General features: G+C 61.9%; 16 protein-coding genes. 5 read left to right on the forward strand and 11 right to left on the reverse strand.

The features are described from left to right. Nucleotides 1–60: 60 nt before the first annotated feature. From xoxF5 to SJ05684_RS26465, 4 genes are all read right to left on the reverse strand, one after another. On the reverse strand, nt 61–1,866 hold the full coding sequence (xoxF5, locus tag SJ05684_RS26450) for a lanthanide-dependent methanol dehydrogenase XoxF5 (RefSeq protein WP_034856424.1): 1,806 nt from the start codon (nt 1,864–1,866) through the stop codon (nt 61–63). Nucleotides 1,867–2,019: 153 nt separating this feature from the next. Continuing rightward, complete coding sequence (locus tag SJ05684_RS26455) at nt 2,020–2,433, reverse strand: c-type cytochrome (RefSeq protein WP_034856426.1); 414 nt, start codon at nt 2,431–2,433, stop codon at nt 2,020–2,022. A gap of 13 nt (nt 2,434–2,446) precedes the next feature. Continuing rightward, nucleotides 2,447–3,277: an S-formylglutathione hydrolase gene (gene fghA, locus SJ05684_RS26460; protein ID WP_034856428.1), complete on the reverse strand. Its 831-nt coding sequence runs from the start codon at nt 3,275–3,277 to the stop codon at nt 2,447–2,449. A gap of 10 nt (nt 3,278–3,287) precedes the next feature. Further along, nucleotides 3,288–4,415 carry an S-(hydroxymethyl)glutathione dehydrogenase/class III alcohol dehydrogenase gene (locus SJ05684_RS26465; RefSeq protein ID WP_095694392.1) on the reverse strand — a complete coding sequence of 376 codons (1,128 nt, stop codon included), beginning with the start codon at nt 4,413–4,415 and terminating at the stop codon, nt 3,288–3,290. Nucleotides 4,416–4,585: 170 nt separating this feature from the next. Between SJ05684_RS26465 and SJ05684_RS26470 the strand changes: the two genes are divergently transcribed. Continuing rightward, complete coding sequence (locus SJ05684_RS26470) at nt 4,586–5,212, forward strand: hypothetical protein (RefSeq protein WP_034855179.1); 627 nt, start codon at nt 4,586–4,588, stop codon at nt 5,210–5,212. A 72-nt stretch (nt 5,213–5,284) separates the two neighbouring features. Here SJ05684_RS26470 and SJ05684_RS26475 read toward each other — a convergent pair whose 3' ends face one another. From SJ05684_RS26475 to SJ05684_RS26500, 6 genes are all read right to left on the reverse strand, one after another. Continuing rightward, nucleotides 5,285–5,638, reverse strand: coding sequence for a hypothetical protein (locus SJ05684_RS26475; RefSeq protein ID WP_034855181.1), 354 nt, complete (start codon nt 5,636–5,638; stop codon nt 5,285–5,287). Next, entirely contained in the window at nt 5,635–6,312 is a 678-nt protein-coding gene (locus SJ05684_RS26480) for a hypothetical protein (RefSeq protein ID WP_034855183.1), read from the reverse strand. The genes SJ05684_RS26475 and SJ05684_RS26480 overlap by 4 nt, the downstream gene beginning before the upstream one ends. Nucleotides 6,313–6,389: 77 nt before the next feature. After that, a complete protein-coding gene (locus tag SJ05684_RS26485; protein ID WP_034855185.1) occupies nt 6,390–8,633 on the reverse strand; it encodes a hybrid sensor histidine kinase/response regulator in 2,244 nt (747 codons plus the stop codon). Then, nucleotides 8,630–9,799: an FIST N-terminal domain-containing protein gene (locus tag SJ05684_RS26490; protein WP_034855187.1), complete on the reverse strand. Its 1,170-nt coding sequence runs from the start codon at nt 9,797–9,799 to the stop codon at nt 8,630–8,632. The genes SJ05684_RS26485 and SJ05684_RS26490 overlap by 4 nt, the downstream gene beginning before the upstream one ends. Nucleotides 9,800–9,842: 43 nt before the next feature. Then, entirely contained in the window at nt 9,843–10,529 is a 687-nt protein-coding gene (locus SJ05684_RS26495; protein ID WP_034855189.1) for a response regulator, read from the reverse strand. A 263-nt stretch (nt 10,530–10,792) separates the two neighbouring features. Further along, entirely contained in the window at nt 10,793–11,263 is a 471-nt protein-coding gene (locus SJ05684_RS26500; RefSeq protein WP_034855191.1) for a hypothetical protein, read from the reverse strand. A 237-nt stretch (nt 11,264–11,500) separates the two neighbouring features. Between SJ05684_RS26500 and SJ05684_RS26505 the strand changes: the two genes are divergently transcribed. Continuing rightward, nucleotides 11,501–11,890 (forward strand): response regulator transcription factor, encoded by a 390-nt coding sequence (locus tag SJ05684_RS26505; protein WP_034855192.1) that lies wholly within the window; start codon nt 11,501–11,503, stop codon nt 11,888–11,890. Here SJ05684_RS26505 and SJ05684_RS26510 read toward each other — a convergent pair. Next, nucleotides 11,823–15,065 (reverse strand): PAS domain S-box protein, encoded by a 3,243-nt coding sequence (locus tag SJ05684_RS26510; RefSeq protein WP_083846151.1) that lies wholly within the window; start codon nt 15,063–15,065, stop codon nt 11,823–11,825. The genes SJ05684_RS26505 and SJ05684_RS26510 overlap by 68 nt on opposite strands. 381 nt (nt 15,066–15,446) lie before the next feature. Between SJ05684_RS26510 and SJ05684_RS26515 the strand changes: the two genes are divergently transcribed. From SJ05684_RS26515 to SJ05684_RS26525, 3 genes are read left to right on the forward strand one after another with little or no spacing between them, the layout of a single operon-like run. Next, nucleotides 15,447–16,973 (forward strand): DUF4153 domain-containing protein, encoded by a 1,527-nt coding sequence (locus SJ05684_RS26515; protein WP_034855193.1) that lies wholly within the window; start codon nt 15,447–15,449, stop codon nt 16,971–16,973. 14 nt (nt 16,974–16,987) lie between these two features. Further along, a complete protein-coding gene (locus SJ05684_RS26520; protein WP_034855195.1) occupies nt 16,988–17,677 on the forward strand; it encodes a response regulator transcription factor in 690 nt (229 codons plus the stop codon). Beyond that, nucleotides 17,674–18,690 carry a sensor histidine kinase gene (locus tag SJ05684_RS26525; RefSeq protein WP_034855196.1) on the forward strand — a complete coding sequence of 339 codons (1,017 nt, stop codon included), beginning with the start codon at nt 17,674–17,676 and terminating at the stop codon, nt 18,688–18,690. The genes SJ05684_RS26520 and SJ05684_RS26525 overlap by 4 nt, the downstream gene beginning before the upstream one ends. The last annotated feature ends 106 nt before the right edge of the window (nt 18,691–18,796 follow it).

Genomic DNA, 18,796 nt, shown 5'->3' on the forward strand with positions numbered 1-18,796 from the left:
GGAGAGCGAACGGGCGCAGGTTTCATTGACCCGCGCCCATTCCGGAGGAAAGATTGCCGCTTAATCCGGCAGCTTGAAGACGGTGAGCGTGCCGCCAAGCGCGGTGTAGTTGCTTAGCGACGCATAGCCGCCCACTGCTCCGAGACCGTCATTCGGATTGGTTAGGCCGGCTGCCAGACCGATACCGGCCCAGCCGCCCACACCCGAAAGCACGGCGACGTACTGCTTGCCACCATGAGCGTAGGTCATGACGTTGCCGATCACTCCGGAAGGCGTTTTGAAGCGGTAGAGCTCCTTGCCTGTGGCGGCGTCGACCGCCTTCAGATATCCCTCGAGCGTCCCGTAGAAGACCACGTCTCCGGCCGTTGCCAGCGCGCCCGACCAGACGGAGAACGGTTCCGGCAGGGACCACTTGATCTTGCCTTCCTTGTTGTCCCAGGCGATGAAGTTGCCCATGCCGCCGTGGCTGTCCTTCGGTGGGTACATGGATAGCGTGGCCCCCACATAGGGCTGCCCGGCGGTATAGGTCACCCGGAACGGCTCGTAGTCCATGCAGACGTGGTTGGTGGGCACGTAGAAGAGCTCGGTCTTCGGCGAGTAGGCTGCCGGCTGCTGGTCCTTGGTGCCGAGCGCCGCCGGGCAGACGCCGGTCGTGTTTACGTCTTCGCCGTTCTGCTCCGTAGAATACTCAGCCACGACCTGCGGCCGGCCATACTGGTCGGACTTGGGATCCATGTCCACTTCAGTCGCCCAGTTGACAACGGGGTCGTATTTCTCCGCCACCAACAACTCGCCGGTGCCACGGTCCATCGTATAGGCGAAACCGTTGCGGTCGAAATGGGTGAGCAGCTTGCGCTCCTGGCCGTCGATCTGCTGGTCTGTCAGGATCATCTCGTTGACGCCGTCATAATCCCATTCGTCATGCGGCGTCATCTGATAGACCCATTTGGCCATACCGGTGTCGACGTCCCGCGCCCAGATGGTCATCGACCAGCGGTTGTCGCCGGGCCGCTGGCTCGGGTTCCAGGTCGACGGGTTGCCGGACCCGTAATACATCAGGTTCAGTTCGGGGTCATAGGCATACCACCCCCAAGTGGTGCCTCCGCCGATCTTCCACTGATCGCCTTCCCAGGTGGTGAGGCCGGAGTCCTTGCCGACCGGCTTGCCCAGATGGGTGGTCTTTTCGGGATCCATTAGCGTATCGCCGTCCGGCCCCATGGAGTAACCACGCCACAGGAGCTTTCCATCTGCAATCGAATAGGCCGTCACGTGGCCGCGGACACCGAACTCACCGCCGGATATCCCGACGAGAACCTTGTCCTTTACCGGCATGACGGTGGCCGTATTGGTCTCACCCTTGGAAGGATCGCCGTTCTTGACGCTCCAGATTACCTTGCCGGTCTTGGCGTCAAGCGCCACGACGGTGGTATCCGCCTGATGCAGGAAGACCTTGTTGTCCGCATAGGCTACGCCGCGATTGACGGTGTCGCAGCACATCACGGGAATGACGTTCTCATCCTGTTTCGGCTCGTACTTCCAGACGATCTGGCCTTCCTTGCTGAGATCCAGCGCATAGACCGTATTCGGGAAGGGGGTGTGGACATACATCATGTCCCCGACGACGAGCGGCGATCCTTCATGGCCGCGCAGAACGCCCGTGGAGAAGGTCCACGCGACCTGTAATTTGCCGACATTGTCCTTGTTGATCTGGTCAAGTTTGGAGTAGCGCAGGTTGGCATAGTCGCCGGTTTGAATGGCCCACTGATTGGGGTCGTCGATGTGCTTTTGCAGTTCCGAGTTGGCGAGAGCGACCTGCGGGCTACCGCCTATCGATATGAAGGCAAGCACTGTAAGAAGTCGTTTCATTTTCATCCTCCTCTTGGGTCTGCCGATCAGGGCCGTTCAACCCGCTCGCCCCGGGAAACCTCGCGGTCTCCTCTTCCCGGTATCGGCTTGCGACACTGCCGCCTGTGAGGGGCGGCTCCTCCTGTGTCTTGCTTTAAGCTCCTCCTGCTCGCGTTAGGGAAAGGTTGCCAGATATGCGATGAGATCGGCGCGCTCCTGATCCTTGCGCAGCCCCGCAAAGGCCATCTTCGTGCCCGGCAGGAAACTTTTCGGATTGGTCAGAAACTCCGCGATTTTTTCAGGCGTCCAGGTCAACCCCGATTCGGCCGCCTTGCTCAACGCGGGGGAATAGGAGAAGCCTTCGACTTTGCCCGCCGGGCGGCCGATGACGCCGGTCAGCAGCGGGCCGGCCTTCGATTTGGCATCCGGCCCGATCGCATGACAGGCCTGACACTTGCGAAAAACCTTTTCGCCCGCCGCCGGATTTCCGGCCGCGGGATCCAGGGCAAGTGCCGGCGAACCCACGCCTGCAAAGACACTGCCGAATGCGATTGCAACAGCCAGCCCGATACAAAGCCTTGAAGTCATTCCTTCCTCTCCCTTACGCGGCGTTCAGCCGCTCTGCATGCCAGCGCACATGGTCTTCACCGAAGCTCGCCACGAAATAGTAGCTATGATCGTAGCCGGCCTGCATCCGCAGCACGCCGGCCTGCCGCCGCTCCGCCATGAGCCGCGCCATTGCCTCTGGCTGCAACTGGTCCAGAAACTGGTCCGCTGCGCCCTGATCGATCAGGATATCGCCCCGCCATCCGAGCTCGCTCAAGAGCAGGCAGGCGTCGTAATTGCCCCAATTGGCCTCGTCGTCGCCGAGATAGGCCGAGAACTGCTTGCGGCCCCAGTCGGATCGGGTCGGATTGACGATCGGTGCGAAGGCCGAAACGGATCGGAACAGGCCGGGATTGCGAAAGGCGATCGTCAATGCTCCATGGCCGCCCATGGAGTGCCCGGTGATGCCGTTAACGCCGTTCAACGGCAGTTTGCCGAGCAGCAGGTTGGGCAGCTCCGCCACGATGTAATCGTACATGCGGTAATGCCGCGCCCAGGGCTGCTGAGTCGCATTGACGTAAAACCCGGCGCCTTGGCCGAGATCGTAGGCTTGATCGTCTGCAACCCCTTCCCCGCGCGGTGACGTGTCGGGAAAGAGCAGAGCCAGCCCGTGTTCAGCCGCGTATCGCTGCAAGCCCGCCTTGATCATGGCATTCTCATGGGTGCAGGTGAGTCCCGAGAGATACCAGAGCAGCGGGACCCGGCGCGTCCGTGTTTGCGGCGGCATGTACAGGCCGAACGTCATCTCGACGCCGCAGAGCTCGGAAGCGTGCCGAAATACCGACTGCGTTCCGCCAAAGCATTTGTTTTGCGAGACGAGTTCCATTTTTTGGCTCTCAATAGACGACGACGCTGCGTATGCTTTCACCGGAATGCATCAGCTCGAAGCCCTTGTTGATGTCATCGAGCGGCATGGTGTGGGTGATCATCGGATCGATCTGGATCTTGCCCTCCATGTACCAGTCGACGATCTTCGGCACGTCGGTGCGCCCGCGCGCGCCGCCGAAGGCGGTGCCCATCCAGGTGCGGCCGGTGACGAGCTGGAACGGCCGCGTCGCGATCTCCTGGCCGGCGCCGGCGACCCCGATGATCACCGACTTGCCCCAGCCGCGATGCGAGGCCTCCAGCGCCTGGCGCATCACCTTCACGTTGCCGGTGCAGTCGAAGGTGTAGTCGGCGCCGCCGATCTGGTCGGCGCCGCGCTTCGTCAGGTTGACGAGATAGGGCACGATGTCCTCGCCCACCTCCGTCGGATTGACGAAGTGGGTCATGCCGAACTTCTCGCCCCATTCCTTCTTGTCATTGTTCAAATCGACGCCGATGATCATGTCGGCGCCGGCAAGCTTCAGCCCCTGGATGACGTTCAAACCGATGCCGCCCAGGCCGAAGACGATCGCCGTTGCGCCGATCTCGACCTTCGCGGTGTTGATGACGGCGCCGATGCCGGTGGTGACGCCGCAGCCGATATAGCAGATCTTGTCGAAGGGGGCGTCCGGGTTGACCTTGGCGACGGCGATCTCCGGCAGCACGGTGAAATTGGCGAAAGTCGAGCAGCCCATGTAATGGTGCAGCTTCTCGCCGTTGAGCGAGAAGCGCGAGGTGCCGTCCGGCATCACGCCCTGGCCCTGGGTGGCGCGGATGGCGGTGCAGAGATTGGTCTTGCGCGACAAGCACGAGGGGCAGGAGCGGCATTCCGGCGTATAGAGCGGAATGACGTGGTCGCCCTTCTTGACGCTCGTGACGCCGGCACCGACATCGACGACGATGCCGGCGCCCTCATGGCCGAGGATTGCCGGAAACAGCCCTTCCGGATCGGCGCCGGAGAGGGTGAAATCGTCGGTATGGCAGATTCCGGTCGCCTTCACCTCGACGAGCACCTCGCCTGCCCGCGGACCTTCCAGGTCGACTTCGGTCACGACAAGGGGTTTTCCGGCTTCGACAGCCAGAGCAGCGCGTGTGCGCATGGATTGCCTCCGGTAACAATTCGTAGGGGGTCCCTTGTGGGGCCTTGTACCAGGATTACAGACGGGCCCAGGCGCAAAGACAATTGCGACCTTAGTGTGTAAATCGCGACCTTTGGCTTTTACTTTGGTCAGCCTATACTGACGCTCGTTCGAAGATGGAGGCGAGAAGAATGAATGCGGCCCGTCATCGGTTTGGTACGGCGCTTGGCATGGCGCTTTGGCTGACGCAGGCTCCCGTAGCAACCGCCACCGATTTCTCGGATCCGGACTGGCCATGCATTCAGCGCAAGGTCGAGAACCTTTCGGCGAGCCTGATCTGGCCGGCGCCGATAACCCGCGCTCAACTCACCCCCGCGGCCAAGGATCTCGCTGCGACGCTGTCGCTCCGCCGGGTCTCGCTGGATGAGGCCGAGATCCATGTCCGCGATTTCGTCGAGAAGAGTGCGCCGGTGGACGGCGAGTTGCTCGGCAATATCTTCCTCGCCGTATTCGACAATATCGCTGACACCCGAAGGCAGCTGATCGCGGGGATTTCCCGCTATTCCCGCAAACAGATCGCGCTCTCGTCGCGGATAGAGGGCAGCCGGACAGAAACGGCAAGGCTTGCGGGAGAAAAGGATCCGGATTTCGACCGGCTCGACAAGCTTGAGGAACAGATGGACTGGGATGAGCGCATCTACCGCGATCGTGCGCAAGCGCTGACATATGTCTGCGAAACGCCGGTTCTCTTGGAAAAACGCGCCTATGCGATCGGCCAAATTCTGCTCAAGCACATGCCTGACAGGGACACCCAGTAAAGAGTTAGCGCTGGATGCGGGAAACCGCCTAGACGTTTCCTCTTTCGCGCCTGTCCGCTGCTGCCTCAAAGGTCAAAAGCAGAGCATCTCGGCCTCGGCCTGGGCGCGCCTTAATTCGGCCACCATGGTGCGTGGCACGACCGCCGACTTGAACATGGCCGTCTGCTCGCCGCCGACCTGCTGAAGCGACAGCACCGTTTCCGCTTGAACATACTTATCATAGGGCAGGATGGAAGCGATCACGTCGATCGAACACGCGCATCGGCTCAGCACCGCCCGGCTCTGCCCGTTGGTCGCCATGCAACCGAACACGTAGTCCGCCCGCGCTTCGGTCGGATAATCGTTCAGGCGCTCGGACATGTTCTGGGCACCGGCCGGCGCGATCGCGGCGGCGAACGCCAGCGCGCTTACGGCACCGCGCATCATGGCTTGCCTTCCCCTTTCCCGTCCAAAGTAATCGCATGGGAATAACCAACCTCCGACGCGCCTGCTGCTGCAGGCACAGTGGCGACCAGCGAATAGTACCAGCCGGGAATCTCTTCCGAGACGGTGACGGTAAGCGCCAGTTCGGAGAACCTCCCCATCCGCGCCCGCGCCTTGTCTTTCAGGAACGGCCGGATCATCACCTCCTGCGCGGCGACATCGCGGTTCCGGTATTGACGCGTCACCGGCACGACCTGCGCATCCTCGAGCAGGGCCTCCTTGATGCGGTTGCGCATGTAAAAGGGACTGCCGCCCGATTGAGCGGCAATATCCGCAAGCACGCTTTCCAGGAAATACATGATGACGGGATTGCCGACCGAGGCCGGATACTCACCCAGGCCGCGGGACCGCGTCCCCTGATAGAGCGTCATGGTGACTTTGTCGTCGGCCTTGACCTTCAGGCCGATGCTGAAACTGCCATCCATCTGCCCGTCGGCGGCGCCGGAAACGAGCCTATCGTAGACAACTGTGCTTTGGCCGGCTTCGCTGCCGGCCGGGACCGCCTCGAGCCCCTTCAGCGCCGTAGAGCGAAAGAGAAGCTCGTAGGTTCCGGCTGCCGTTGCCGGTGCCTGACCGCTTCCCACAAGGAGCAGAGCAGCCACAAGAAGAACACGCATCTTAGACCTCCCTTTCCCTGTCCTGACCCTAGCAAGGGCTGCGGCAATGTCACCGGAGACCTTTGTCTGTGTTTGTCTCACGCCACACGCGCGCGGGTCTTCCAGTCGATGAGCGCCCGCAGCCGCACCGGTTGCACCGGCTTGGCGAGGACGGCGAAAGACATCTCTTCGCCGACCCGCACGAAATCGCGTTGCCGATTGGCCGAAATGATGACGGCGGGAATTTCCACTCCAGCCAGAGCGCGCAGCGTGCGGATCGTTTCTATGCCGTTGTCGCCATCGTCCAGCTGATAATCGGCCAGCAGAATGTCGGGCGCAGTGCCTATTTCCTGCATGAGGGCGGCCGCCTCGGCCGTCGAGCTGGCCGCCAGCACGCTTGCTCCCCAGCTCTCGAGAATCTGCGTCATGGCATCGAGCTCGTCGGCATCGTTTTCGACAAGCATGACGATGAGATCGAGGTCGCCATCGGCAATGGGTTCCATTGTCGGATTTTCGCAGGCGCTGGCGCGGCCGGCGACGGCCTGCGGCACTTCGATCGAAAATACGGAGCCTTGTCCAGGCCGCGAAACCAGGCGGACGGGATGATTGAGATGCCGGCACGCGCGCTCGACGATCGACAGGCCAAGCCCCATGCCGGTGCTTTTTCCCGCACCGCCTGCCCGGGTGAACTCGTTGAAGATCCGCGTCTGGTCATCCTGCGAAATCCCGATGCCCGTGTCCCAGACTTCGATCCGCACCCGGTTGCGGCGCAGGCGGCAACCCACCAGAACGCGGCCGCGCTCCGTGTATTGGATGGCGTTCACCACCAGGTTCTGGATGCAGCGCATCAGGTAACGCTGATCGCTGGTGACCCAGCGCGTCGAGGGGACGATCCGGAGATCTATTCCCTTTTCCGTCGCCAGGGGCGCCAAATCCTCGGCTACGCCCTGGAGCAGGCTTCCAAGGTCGAAAGAGGTGATGTTGAACTCCGCGCCTGAACTGTCGAGGCGGGAAATGTCGAGAAGCGCCTGCAGGAGCGATTCGATCGAGGTGAAGGATCGGTTGAGCCGGCTGACCACCTCGCTCGCCCCCGGCTCGCCCACCCTTTCGGTCAGCATCGAAAGATAAAGCTTGGCGGCATTGATCGGCTGAAGAAGGTCATGGCTGGCTGCGGCCAGAAAACGGGTCTTGGAAGTGTGGGCTGCTTCGGCCGCCTCCTTGGCCTGCCGCAGCGCCGCCTCAATCTTCCGTTGCTCGTCGGCATGGATCTGCAGGAGCCGATTGGCCTCCGTCAGCTCGACTGTCCGCTCCTGCACGCGTTGCTCCAGCAGTGCCGCAGCCTGGGTCTCTGCCGTTACGTCCATGACCGAGACGATGAAACCGTCGTCAGGCAAGGAATGGATGCGAATGTCGAGACTCATACCGTCGCGCCGCCTGAACCTTTCCTGCACCGTATCGCCCCTGCGAACGGCCCTGAACCAGCCGGCGAAGTCGGACCGGCCGCCTTTGCGGTCGAGAATCTCGTGGCGTTCGACATGTTCGACGATGCGCTGGAACCGCGTACCTTTTCTCAGAAGTGGTAGCGGTACGCCGAGAAGCTGGCCGAAGCGCTCGTTGCGAATCAGCAATTCGCTCTCTGCCGAAAAGGTGCAAATGCCGAGCGACATGTGATCGAAGGCCGCGTGCAGGAAATGCGCCTGCTGATCGATCAGGCGGTTCTTCTCGCGCCGGTTCTCCCGCACGATGTCGGTGACTTCGGTCTGTAACACGGCGATGTTGCCGGAACTGGTCAGTCGGCAGGAAAACTGGAACCAGCGGTCGTTCCTGAGCACCATCACGAAGGATGAGAAGCGCCGGCCCGGCCTCTGTCCGCTCATCAGCAATTGGGCCCGACCGAGCACCCCGTTTTCGTCCGGGTTCAGATACTTGCTGGTGTTGACGGCCGCGAGATAGTCGTCGAACTCCAATCCGGGCTTGATCAGCGGCTCGATGTCGGGAAGCAACTCACGGAACTGGGCATTGCAGACCTGCAGGCGGTCTTCGGAGAAGAGCGCGAAACCGCCTTCCATGGCCACCATGGCATCCGCAAGGTTTCTCTGGATGCGCTCCTGCGTCTTATAGGCGATCTCAAGCTCGCTCGAGGCCCGTCCGAGCGTGTCGAGGGCCTCTTCCAGGTCCTTGGTCTTTTCCCAGACCTTGGCCTGCAGGGCGATAGCTGATTCGAACAGCGAGTAAGCCGAGCCGCCGACTTCGTGAGCGCGTTCGGCCCGATTGATCAGGGCCTCGATGATCTTGGCCTGCTTGGCAATCTGAACCTCGTATGGCTCGTTCGGATCGATCACAGCAGGGTGTCTCCTTTCGGGCGGAAGAAAGCAACGCCGACAAAGGTCTGGTTCACATGCACACCGAGGTGCTGTTCGCCATAGGTGCTGAAGCCGACGACCCGACGCCGGCGGAACTGCTCGGATGCCTCGCCGGACAAGCCCTTGCGGGCGATCTCAAGCTTGCGCAGATAGCAGTCGAAGCCCAGGATGAAGTCCGGTGCCTCACCGCCCTCGCCGCTGACGGCAAGACCCGTTTCCAGCGTGCGGATGATTTCCTTGCCGCGCCCGAGCCGCAACAGCAGGCCGTCGTCGATCGCCGAAAGAAAAGTGAGGCCGTGTTCGCCGTGGATCTGCTGGATCGCCCGCACGTGATAGAGATTGCCGTTGCGCACCAATACCGGGTTCTCGGCAAAGATGGTCGGCGAAAGCTCGGCAACCGGGGCCCTCACGAGCCGGGCATATTCTTGCGCCGCCGGTGAACCGTTGATCTCCAGCACCAGCCGCTCCTCCGGCACTGCACGGGTGACAACCATGCGTTGCTCCGTCGGCTGGAAATGATCGAAGCCGAGACCGGTAAAGGCGAGGTCCGTTTCCAAGAGCAGAAGGAGCGCGGCGTTGCTGTGGAATTCGCCATTGCGCAGCACCTGCGTGCGCTCGAACCGGAGCCCGTCGCCGGCCGATCCGCCAAACACGGGAATGTCCTTCAGTCCCGCCTCCAGGGCCGACATCAGGATGTCCTCCTGCTTGGACAGTCCGTCCGCAAAGATGAGGGCAAGCCGCTTTCGTCCGGGCGTTGCGGGAAACTGAGAGACGAGACGCTCCGTCTTCGACACGACATCGGCGATCGACACCGGCGCTATCGGCTTGAACAGGATCGACGCCACACGGAAGTGATGCCGCTCGAAGGCGATCGCCAGCAATGCGTGGTCCTCGTATCCACGCGGCGTGATCTGGCCCGCCGTCGTGCAGCCGAAAACCACGACGTCCGGCAATGATCTTCGCAGGGCGCCGGCCAGGTCGCTGCTTTGCAGCCTGTGCGGCACGAACAGAAGGATGAAGCTTGGCTTCGCCGAGGCAAGCTGCCGACGAATCTCGGCAACGGCAACGGCCGCGTCTTCGGCACGCGAGGCGGCAAGTTGCACTGCCTCCGCCGGCATGCGGTCAAGATCGTCGACAGCCGTCAATTCGCCGCCATCCTCCAGCCCCGCCAGGTACCTTGCCAACAGCCTACTGGAGACTGTGGCGGATTGAGACTTCGCGCACCAGCATCGCAGCCTGCGTGCGATTATGGACGCCCAGTCGGCGCAGAAGCGCGGTGATATGGGCTTTGACGGTCGCCTCGGCCAGTTGCATCTCGTAAGCGATCAGCTTGTTCGGCATGCCTTCGCAGATGAACCCCAGAATGCGGGTCTGCTGCTGCGACAGATTCGCGATCTTGCGCGATATCGCCTCCACCGACCGGTCCGTGATCGGAGCGCGGGCCGCCGCCGTGTAGCCCGGCGGCACATAGGTCTTGCCGTTCCAGATATCCTGCATCGCCTCGTGGAAATTCTGGCGGCCGATATCCTTGGGGATGAACCCCGCGGCACCGGCAGCGATCACCGATTGGACGATGTCGTTGGACGTGATCGCCGAGATCACGATCACCGGGATATCGGGCGTCCTTTCCTTGATCTTGAGGAAGCCGCTCAGACCGGACGCATCGGGCAGGTTCAGGTCAAGCATGATCAGATCGGGCGAAAATCGCATTCGCAATTGCAGCAGCGCCTCGCTCAGCGATGTCGCCGTTCGAATCCGGCGCGTATTGAAGGCGCTTTCCATCGTTGCGGCCAGCGCGTCGCAATAGAGCGGATGATCATCGATCACCAGCGCCGATCTTATCGAAAGCGGATGGACGGACGGGGCCCGCGGCATGGCTCTCCTCCCAAGAGTACTTCCCAGGTTGGGGAGCAGCCTCAAACGGCTCCAACGTCACCGTGCAATGTCCCTGCTCCCGACGCAGCCATGCTCTCCCCCAGCACGACGCGAGGCAATTTGTCGCACAGTTTTCCAGGTCAGGCAATGGCGACCACGTCCGCCACAGGGCACCGTAGCGCCGCGCATTCAATCTGACGCACAACGTGACTGCACCACTTCCCGTTGCCGCTCGTCGCGAGGACTTGGTGCAGTTTCCGGTATCAAGAGCGCTGGCCGCGCGGCAGACGTTGCTCGCTGACCAGCCGCGGACCGACCCGAAGCATTTCGGAATACCCGCTGGCACAGAACGCGATCTTGCCGCCCTGAGGCGAGTTCAAGCTGATCGTCCACCGCCAAAACTCGAATGGACGCGCCAAACGCTCCCGACTGACCCGGTCGATGGACAGTTCACTCATCGCGGTGCGCCCCTCGCTATCCCCGTGATTTATCGAGAGCTGCAGATCGGCGACGTCGTGGAACGTCAGCGTGGCTGGCGCTATGCGGAAACGAGCCTCCCCGGAATTTCCACAAAGCCACTCGACGATGAAGTCGATATCGAGCACCAGATCGCTGCGCCAATCTTGCCTTTCGGGATCGCCAATATCAAACCGGATCCCGTAGATGAGATTGTCATGCCATCGCCAGACGAGATCGTCGCCACGGGTGCCATCATCCTCGGCATCAGTTACCATCAGAACTGTCCCCACTGCATGCTGAGCTCGATGCCGTCAAGCTCATCGAGCCACATCTGAGCGCCATCAAACCCGCGCGAAAAACAAAGCCTGTCCGCGTCGCAGCGGCCCATTCTGACATTCTATACCATCGTATAGCTTCCCGAGCCGTCGTCGACCTTGCATGCTGCAAGCAAGCCACAAATTGGCCGCAACCATAGATCTTCGCAAGGCGCCTATCGCGAACTGGAGGCTGCAGTGCCGACGAAAAAGCCTCTCATTGCGATTGTCGATGATGACCAGTCTATGCGCGAGGCCACCAGGGGCCTTATGAGGTCGCTGGGATTTGATGCGGAGGCGTTTTCGTCCGCCGGTGATTTCTTGAAATTCCCTGATCTTCGCCGCACGGACTGTCTCGTAACGGACATCCATATGCCGGGGATGAGCGGGATCGATCTGCACCGCCGGCTCGTGGCGTTGGGAGAGAGCATCCCGACCGTTCTGATCACTGCCTATCCGAACGGGGATGCGCGCGCGCACGGCCTTGGATCCGACGTTGTCGGCTATCTGGAAAAGCCATTCAGCGAACAGGATCTGCTGAATTGCGTCCGCTCCGCGCTGGCGCGCGGGAGCGACGGTAAGGGATGATCGGAGACGGTTCAGGCGGATCTGCCCCTTCAGATAGCTGGAGGTTGGCCGACTGCCTCCCCCGGGCGCGGTCGTCCGGGTCCGAAGGCAGGCTGAAGCGGAGCACAGCCCCCGAAGGCTCATTCGCCACAGCCCACAGCCGCCCTCCATGCGCTTCGATGATCGAGCGGCAGATGGCCAAGCCAATGCCCAGACCCTCGGCTTTCGTCGTGTAAAACGCCTCGAACACGCGATCCAGGCTATCGGGCTCAAGCCCGACGCCTGTGTCCTGTACCGTTACCAGCACGGCCCCGGCTGCCTCCGGGCTCGACCTGATCAAAAGCTCGCGTGGCCGATCCGTCACGTTCTTCATCGCCTCGATGCCGTTCATCACCAAGTTCAGAATGACCTGCTGCAACTGAATTCGGTCGCCCTTAACGGTCTGGAGGTCGTGTGCCAGTTCGGTCTTAAGGACAATGCGGTTGCGGCGTAGCTCACGGTGGACGAGGGCGATCGTATCTTCGATGAGACCATTCAGATCCACCTGCACGACTGTAGCGGGAGTCTTCTTCAGCAGCGCGCGTACCCGGCCGATCACCTCACCGGCCCGGTGCCCGTCGCGCACGATCCGTTCCAGCGTCTCCCGGGCCTCGTCGATATCGGGGGGTCGGCTTGCAAGCCAGCGCAGGGCTGCGTTGGCATTGGTGACCACGGCGGCGAGAGGCTGATTGACTTCGTGCGCTATCGATGAGGTCAGCTCTCCCATTGCCGTCACGCGCGTGACATGCGCGAGCTCCGCCTGCGCCTTCTGCAGAGCTTCTTCCGCCCGCTTGCGGTCTTCGATGTCGAAGAGAAATCCATACCATTTGAGAATGTTTCCATGCTCATCCCTGAGCGGCACGGCACTTTCGAACCACCAGCGATATTCCCCATCAGACGCGCGGCAGACGCGCATTTCAGCCTCGAACGGACCTCCCGTGGCCAACGAGGTGCGCCACAGGGCCATATAGTGCTCAAGATCGTCGGGGTGGATTCGGGCTTTAAACTCCCAGGCTTCTCCCGTTGCATCCAGCGACAATCCAGTGAAATCCTGCCACCGCCGATTGATGAAATCGACCCGGCCGTCAGGCAGGGCGGTCCACACCATCGCCGGAACGGTCTCGATGACCTCGCGCAGCTCTTCCTCGCTCCGCCGGGCCGCCTCTTCGGCGCGCTTGCGCTCCGTGACGTCTTCGCAAACGATCAGGATTACGGGCCGTTTCTTGATGTACATCGTCCGGGCAGTTTCGCGGACCCAGAGCATCGAGCCGTTCTTACGAATCTTGCGCAGTTCCCAGCTCATGGCGCGGCCGGGATTTTCGAGGCAGGCCGCCGCATGCCTCTGGACGGCGGCTCGGTCGTCCTTGTAGAAGACATCCTCCACGGGACGGCCGATCAACTCGTCGACCGTGTAGCCGAGCTGCTCCGCACCAAACGGATTCACGGACGCGATGCGGCCGGTCGCGTCCACCATGAAGTACATGGTCGGGTTGTTCTCGAATACGGCCCTCCATTGCTCCTCGCTGTCTCGCAGCGCCGCTTCCACCCGCTTGCGCTCGGTTATGTCCTGGATCGTACCGAACATGCTGCGCGGCCGGCCCGACGCGTCCTTGGTCAGATCGCCCTGGCTGTGGACGATGCGCAACTCGCCGCTGGGCCTGACAATGCGGTACTCGATTTCATAGCGGCCCTCACCGCTCAGGGCCCTTGTTGCGACCTGGCTCCAGAACGACCGATCCTGCGGATGAATCCGCTCGACCGCCTCGGCAAGGCTGACCACCATGCCCGGCCGCGGCGCCATGCCAAAGATGCGGAATGTCTCCTCCGACCACAAAAGACTTTCCGTGCCGAGATCCCTTTCCCAATAGCCGACATGGGCGACGCGCTGAGCTTCCGCAAAATTGGCCTCGCTTCGCCGCAGGCCCTCCAAAGTCTCCTTGAGACGGGAGGTCATGAGCGTGAAGGCCTGGGCGAGCCGGCCGACCTCGTCCTTCCGCCGAAACTCGGGCACCTCTTGCCATTCGTCTTTTGCGATCGCGTTCGCGGCCTCGGTCAGGGTAGCAAGCGGCCGCAACGTGCGTCCGATCACTCCTATGCCAAGAAGGACGAAGACTGCAACGATGGCGGCGCCGATGCCCATCGAAAGATAGGCGGCGCGATGGACTGGTCCGAGGAAATCCGAGGATGGCACGGCCGCGATGATCGTCCACTCAAGTGCCCCGGGTCCTTCGACGCGGTCGGCCGCCGCATAGACCTCGCCGAGGGAAGAGTCTTCGAAGGAAAACACCGCCGGTGCGGAGGGCGAGGATCCGGCGAGGTCGGGATGTCGACCAAGGTAGCGCGCGGTTTCGCGAAGAATGGGATCCGTAGACTCTGATGCCTGCAGGCGCAGATGCTCTCCGTCCGCCCCGATTGCGACGGGTGACACTCCTCCCGACGCACCAATCAGATGTCCGGTCGCATCGACGATGAAGGCCCGCCCGTTCTCGCCTATGTCCAGTGTCTGCAAGAACCTGGAAAGCTGCGTCAGAATGAGATCGATCCCGCACACACCTACGAAATTACCGTCCTGATCGAGTACCGGGCCGGAGAGCGAGACACCCAGGATCGGCTCGCCGACGCCGAGATAGGCCTCGGTCCAGTACCGCTCGCCGGTTTCCTTCGCCTGCGAATACCAGGCCCTTTCGCGCGCATCGAACGTGCCCTCCGACTTTCTCAAACGGCCGATCCGTCCGCCCGGCAAGGCTTCGAACTCGCGCACGACACCCGCGCGAGAGTCGTCCGTCATCAGAAACACAATGGTTGAATCCGCCAATCGCCCGACCGAAACGATCCCGCCGGCCTCGTTCCCGAAAAACATCCAGTCGACGTCGGGCTCCTCGGTCAGCGACGCGTAGAGCTGTCGTGCGACCGCGTCCCGATCGCCGAGCGGCAGGTCGTCTCGAACAAGGCCGTTGGCCAATCGGGTCACAGCTTTATTGGCGCCGCGCACCAAATGGCCAACATCGCGATGCACGGCTTGCGTCACCTCTCGGATCAGACGCTCGGACATGATCGAGACGATGGTGTTCCCCGTCCAGATCCATAGCCCCGCCAACACGAGACTGAGAACGAGAGCGACGCCGGCAACAGGAAAGATCAAGCGGTTACGTAACATGATCGCCGAGTTCCCCCAGACAAATATCATGTGTCGCTTATATTGCGCTCATGTATGGGCGCCTGCAATCCGCGGCGCATATGGAGGCGCACATTACCGCCTTTCCGAGGTGGTCCACGGGAGCCGCTGTGATCGCGCCGCTCCCCAACAATGCCCCGCGAGGTCCGCGCTCCTGAATAACTCCCAAGAGCCTGCACGGAATCTGCAAATCCGGACGACATCCTGTCACCATGACCCGCTTCGAACTCTCTTCCTCCCCCTCACACCAGATTCCAGACCGCCTCCGTGATGACGGGTGGTGGCTGACTTCGGAAACGAGCTGCAGACGCGTCCTTGCCGGCCGCGAGCACGCACGGACATTCACCAAGGAGAAACTTGTCGATGACAATGACCGATAGCGCCGTGGTTCAACAGCAGGCCGGCCGAAGGAATGGCGTTATCTTCGTCCTGCTGACCCTCGTTGCGGCTGCCGATGGCCTGTTCTTTCAACAGCCGCTCGGCATCAACATGTTCCTGTTTGCCATGGCTGTGACGGCCGGCGTCCTGTTTTCAGCCTCGAAGCCGCTTGCTGTTAGGTCGGCCGTCGCCCTTGCCGCGATCGCATTCCTCGCGTCCCTCCCGCTCCTGGAAACACCGTCGCTTCCAGGCGCCTTGTTCGCGGCTTTCGGAATCGCGGTCGCGGCGCTGGCCCGATCGAGGCTTATGCCGCAGCGCCTTACCGCGTTTCCTTCCGTGCTCTTCCGCTTCGCACTTGCGGCTCCCATGCGGCTCGTCCGAGACTGGCACAAATTGAGGGCCGATCGCGCCTCGCATCACCAGGCTGCCAGGATCCTTCCGAAACTCGTCGGCTGGCTCGTCCCAGGGCTGCTCACGCTGGTATTTCTCACCCTCTTTTCGCTTGCCAATCCACTGATCGAGCAAGTCCTGTCGAATATCGACTTCGCAGCAATTCTTCACTTCCTCAATCCCTGGCGTCTCGCCTTCTGGCTTGTGGCCGCGGCAGCCGTCTGGGCGCTCTTGCGGCCCCGGCTCAAGCGGCGCCGTAGACGGGCCTCGCGAACCAAAGCCGGCGGCGAAGCGTTCGACGGCAATCTGTTCGGGCAAGCCGCCGTTTTCCGATCGCTGCTGATCTTCAACGTTTTGTTCGCCGTCCAGACGTCACTTGACCTTGTTTATCTTTGGGGCGGCGCGGAGCTGCCGGACGGAATGACGCATGCGGAATATGCCCATCGCGGCGCCTATCCCCTGATCGTCACGGCCCTGCTTGCCGGTGCATTCGTCCTCGTCGCAATGCGCAGCAACGGCCCAGGCGAGGCAAGCCCGGTGATCCGCGGACTCGTGCATGCGTGGATCGGCCAGAATATCCTGCTTTGCACTTCTTCGATCCTGAGACTCGATCTCTATGTCGAGGCCTACTCATTGACGGAGTTGCGGTTGGCGGCGGGCATCTGGATGGGCCTCGTTGCGGTCGGCCTCGCGCTGATATTACTGCGCATCCTCATGCGCCGGTCCAACGAATGGCTGATTGCCATGAATCTGACAGTTCTGGCTGCGACGCTCTATATCTGCGCTTTCATCGACTTCCCGGCATTGGTCGCACGCTTCAACGTGGAGCATAGCCGCGAGCTTACCGGAGAGGGCATGCCTCTAGATCTGGAATACGTGTACTCGCTTGGGCCTGCCGCCGTTCCCGCGCTCGACATCTACATTGCAGCGCTCCCGCGAGGTGCCTACGAAACGACTGGCGCGCTTTCTGTGAGGACCCGTCTTGAAGCTGACGCACTTGCATCCGCGAGCAACTGGCGAAGCTGGAGCTTCAGTGCTCATCGGCTTCAGCACTACCTCTCCGAGCATAAAAACATTGCAAGGCCGGCGGAGGGCGCTAAGAACGATCGGCAAGAGTTTTGACAGGACCTGCACCCGTGTCACGCATCCTGGTCGTCGATGACGAACCCCATATTCGCGACGTGATTTGCTTCGCGGTCGAGCGGGCCGGTATGAGCCCCGTCGCCGCAAGGAACGGAACGGAAGCGATGATGGCCTTTCATCGGGGAAACATCGACCTCGCAATCCTCGACATCGGCATGCCGGAAATGGATGGACTTGAAGTCTGCCGCCGCATCCGCGCAGCGTCGGCCTTGCCGATCCTGTTTCTCTCCGCGCGTGACGAAGAAATAGATAAGATCGTCGGGCTGGAGATCGGCGGTGACGACTATGTCACCAAGCCGTTCAGTCCGCGAGAACTGATGGCGCGCGTAAAGGCCATCCTGAAGCGGGTGGGCGGGCGCGAGCAGCAATCGTCCCTGAACCGAGGGCCCGTTCGGCTCGACCGGGATAGCAGGTCTGTCACCTTTGGCGGCGTCGAGATCGGCCTGACCGCCATCGAATTTTCCATTCTCGCGGCCATGCTTGCCCGGCCAGGAACGGTGTTCGCGAGGGAGCAATTGATGGCGGCGGCCTATGGCGCCAGCATCCATGTCGCCGACCGGACCATCGACAGCCACATCCGGAACATCAGGGCGAAATTCGCCAAGGCCGGGTGCACCAGCATCATCGCAACGGTCCATGGCGTCGGTTTCAAGCTTGCCGCAGAACCTGGGTCCCATATATGACGCGAGCCCCCAGGATCAGGCGGAAATGGCGCCCGTCGCTGGCTTTGATCGTCTATTCGGTCCTGCTAGCGGTGATGGCGCTGCCTGTCACGATCCTCATATGGTTTCGTGCCGTCGAGGGTGACACCCACTACCTTGCCGCGTCGGAGCTCGGCGCTCTGGTCATCGCCTTTTTATTCACCTTGGGTGTCGCCTACGTTCTTACACGCAGCGTAACCGGGCCGATCGAAGCCTTGATCGGCCGAACCGAAGAAATCGCACGCGGAGGACGTGCGGCGCTGAAGCCGTTGGAGCGATACGGCACGCGTGAGATCGCCTCGCTGTCGCAGAGCTTTCTCGACCTGGCCGGCGAACTCGTCGACCGCACCGATTATGTCCGTTCCTTCGCCGCCCATGTGTGCCACGAACTGAAGTCGCCGCTGACCGCAATCAGAGGCGCCGCCGAGCTTCTCATCGACGACGACACGGAAGCGCCCATGGCAAAGGCGCAAAGCCGCCGCTTTCTCGAGAATATCCTTGCCGATGCCGAAAGGCTCGATCACTTGCTTGTCCGGCTGCGGGAGCTCGCACAGGCCGAGCTTCCGGCGATGAAGGGTAAGACAAGCATCGCCGAAGTCGCAGCCGAACTGAGCCGGCGGTTCGAAGGGCTCAAGGTCATAAGTTCAGGCGATGTCGAGACCCCCATTGCGATGCCGCAAGAAGCCCTGGCGATCGCGCTCGCCAACATCGCGGAAAATGCCGACCAGCATGGGGCCTCCAAGCTCAAGCTCGCCGCCTCATCCGGAGAGCGCACTCTCGCCCTACTCGTCGCGGACGACGGTGCGGGGATTTCCGAGGGCAATCGCGCCCTCATATTTCAGCCCTTCTTCTCGACCCGCCGTGAAAGCGGCGGTACCGGTATGGGCCTCGCGATCACGCAAGCCATGCTCGCCGCCCACGGCGGCACCATCAGGCTCCTGGATAGCGATGGCCGAGGCACCCGGTTCGAGCTTGTCTTGCCCGTCCTCAAATGAGCTGCAACGCCGCGCGTCTTTTCAGGCGCGCAGAGGTCGCTCTGAACCCTTTGGATTTGCGCCTGCCAAGGCGGTGTGTCCGGACCATCCATCCAGGCCGCCCATC

It is taken from the genome of Sinorhizobium sojae CCBAU 05684, from assembly GCF_002288525.1.
In the GTDB taxonomy this organism is placed as follows: Bacteria; Pseudomonadota; Alphaproteobacteria; order Rhizobiales; family Rhizobiaceae; genus Sinorhizobium; species Sinorhizobium sojae.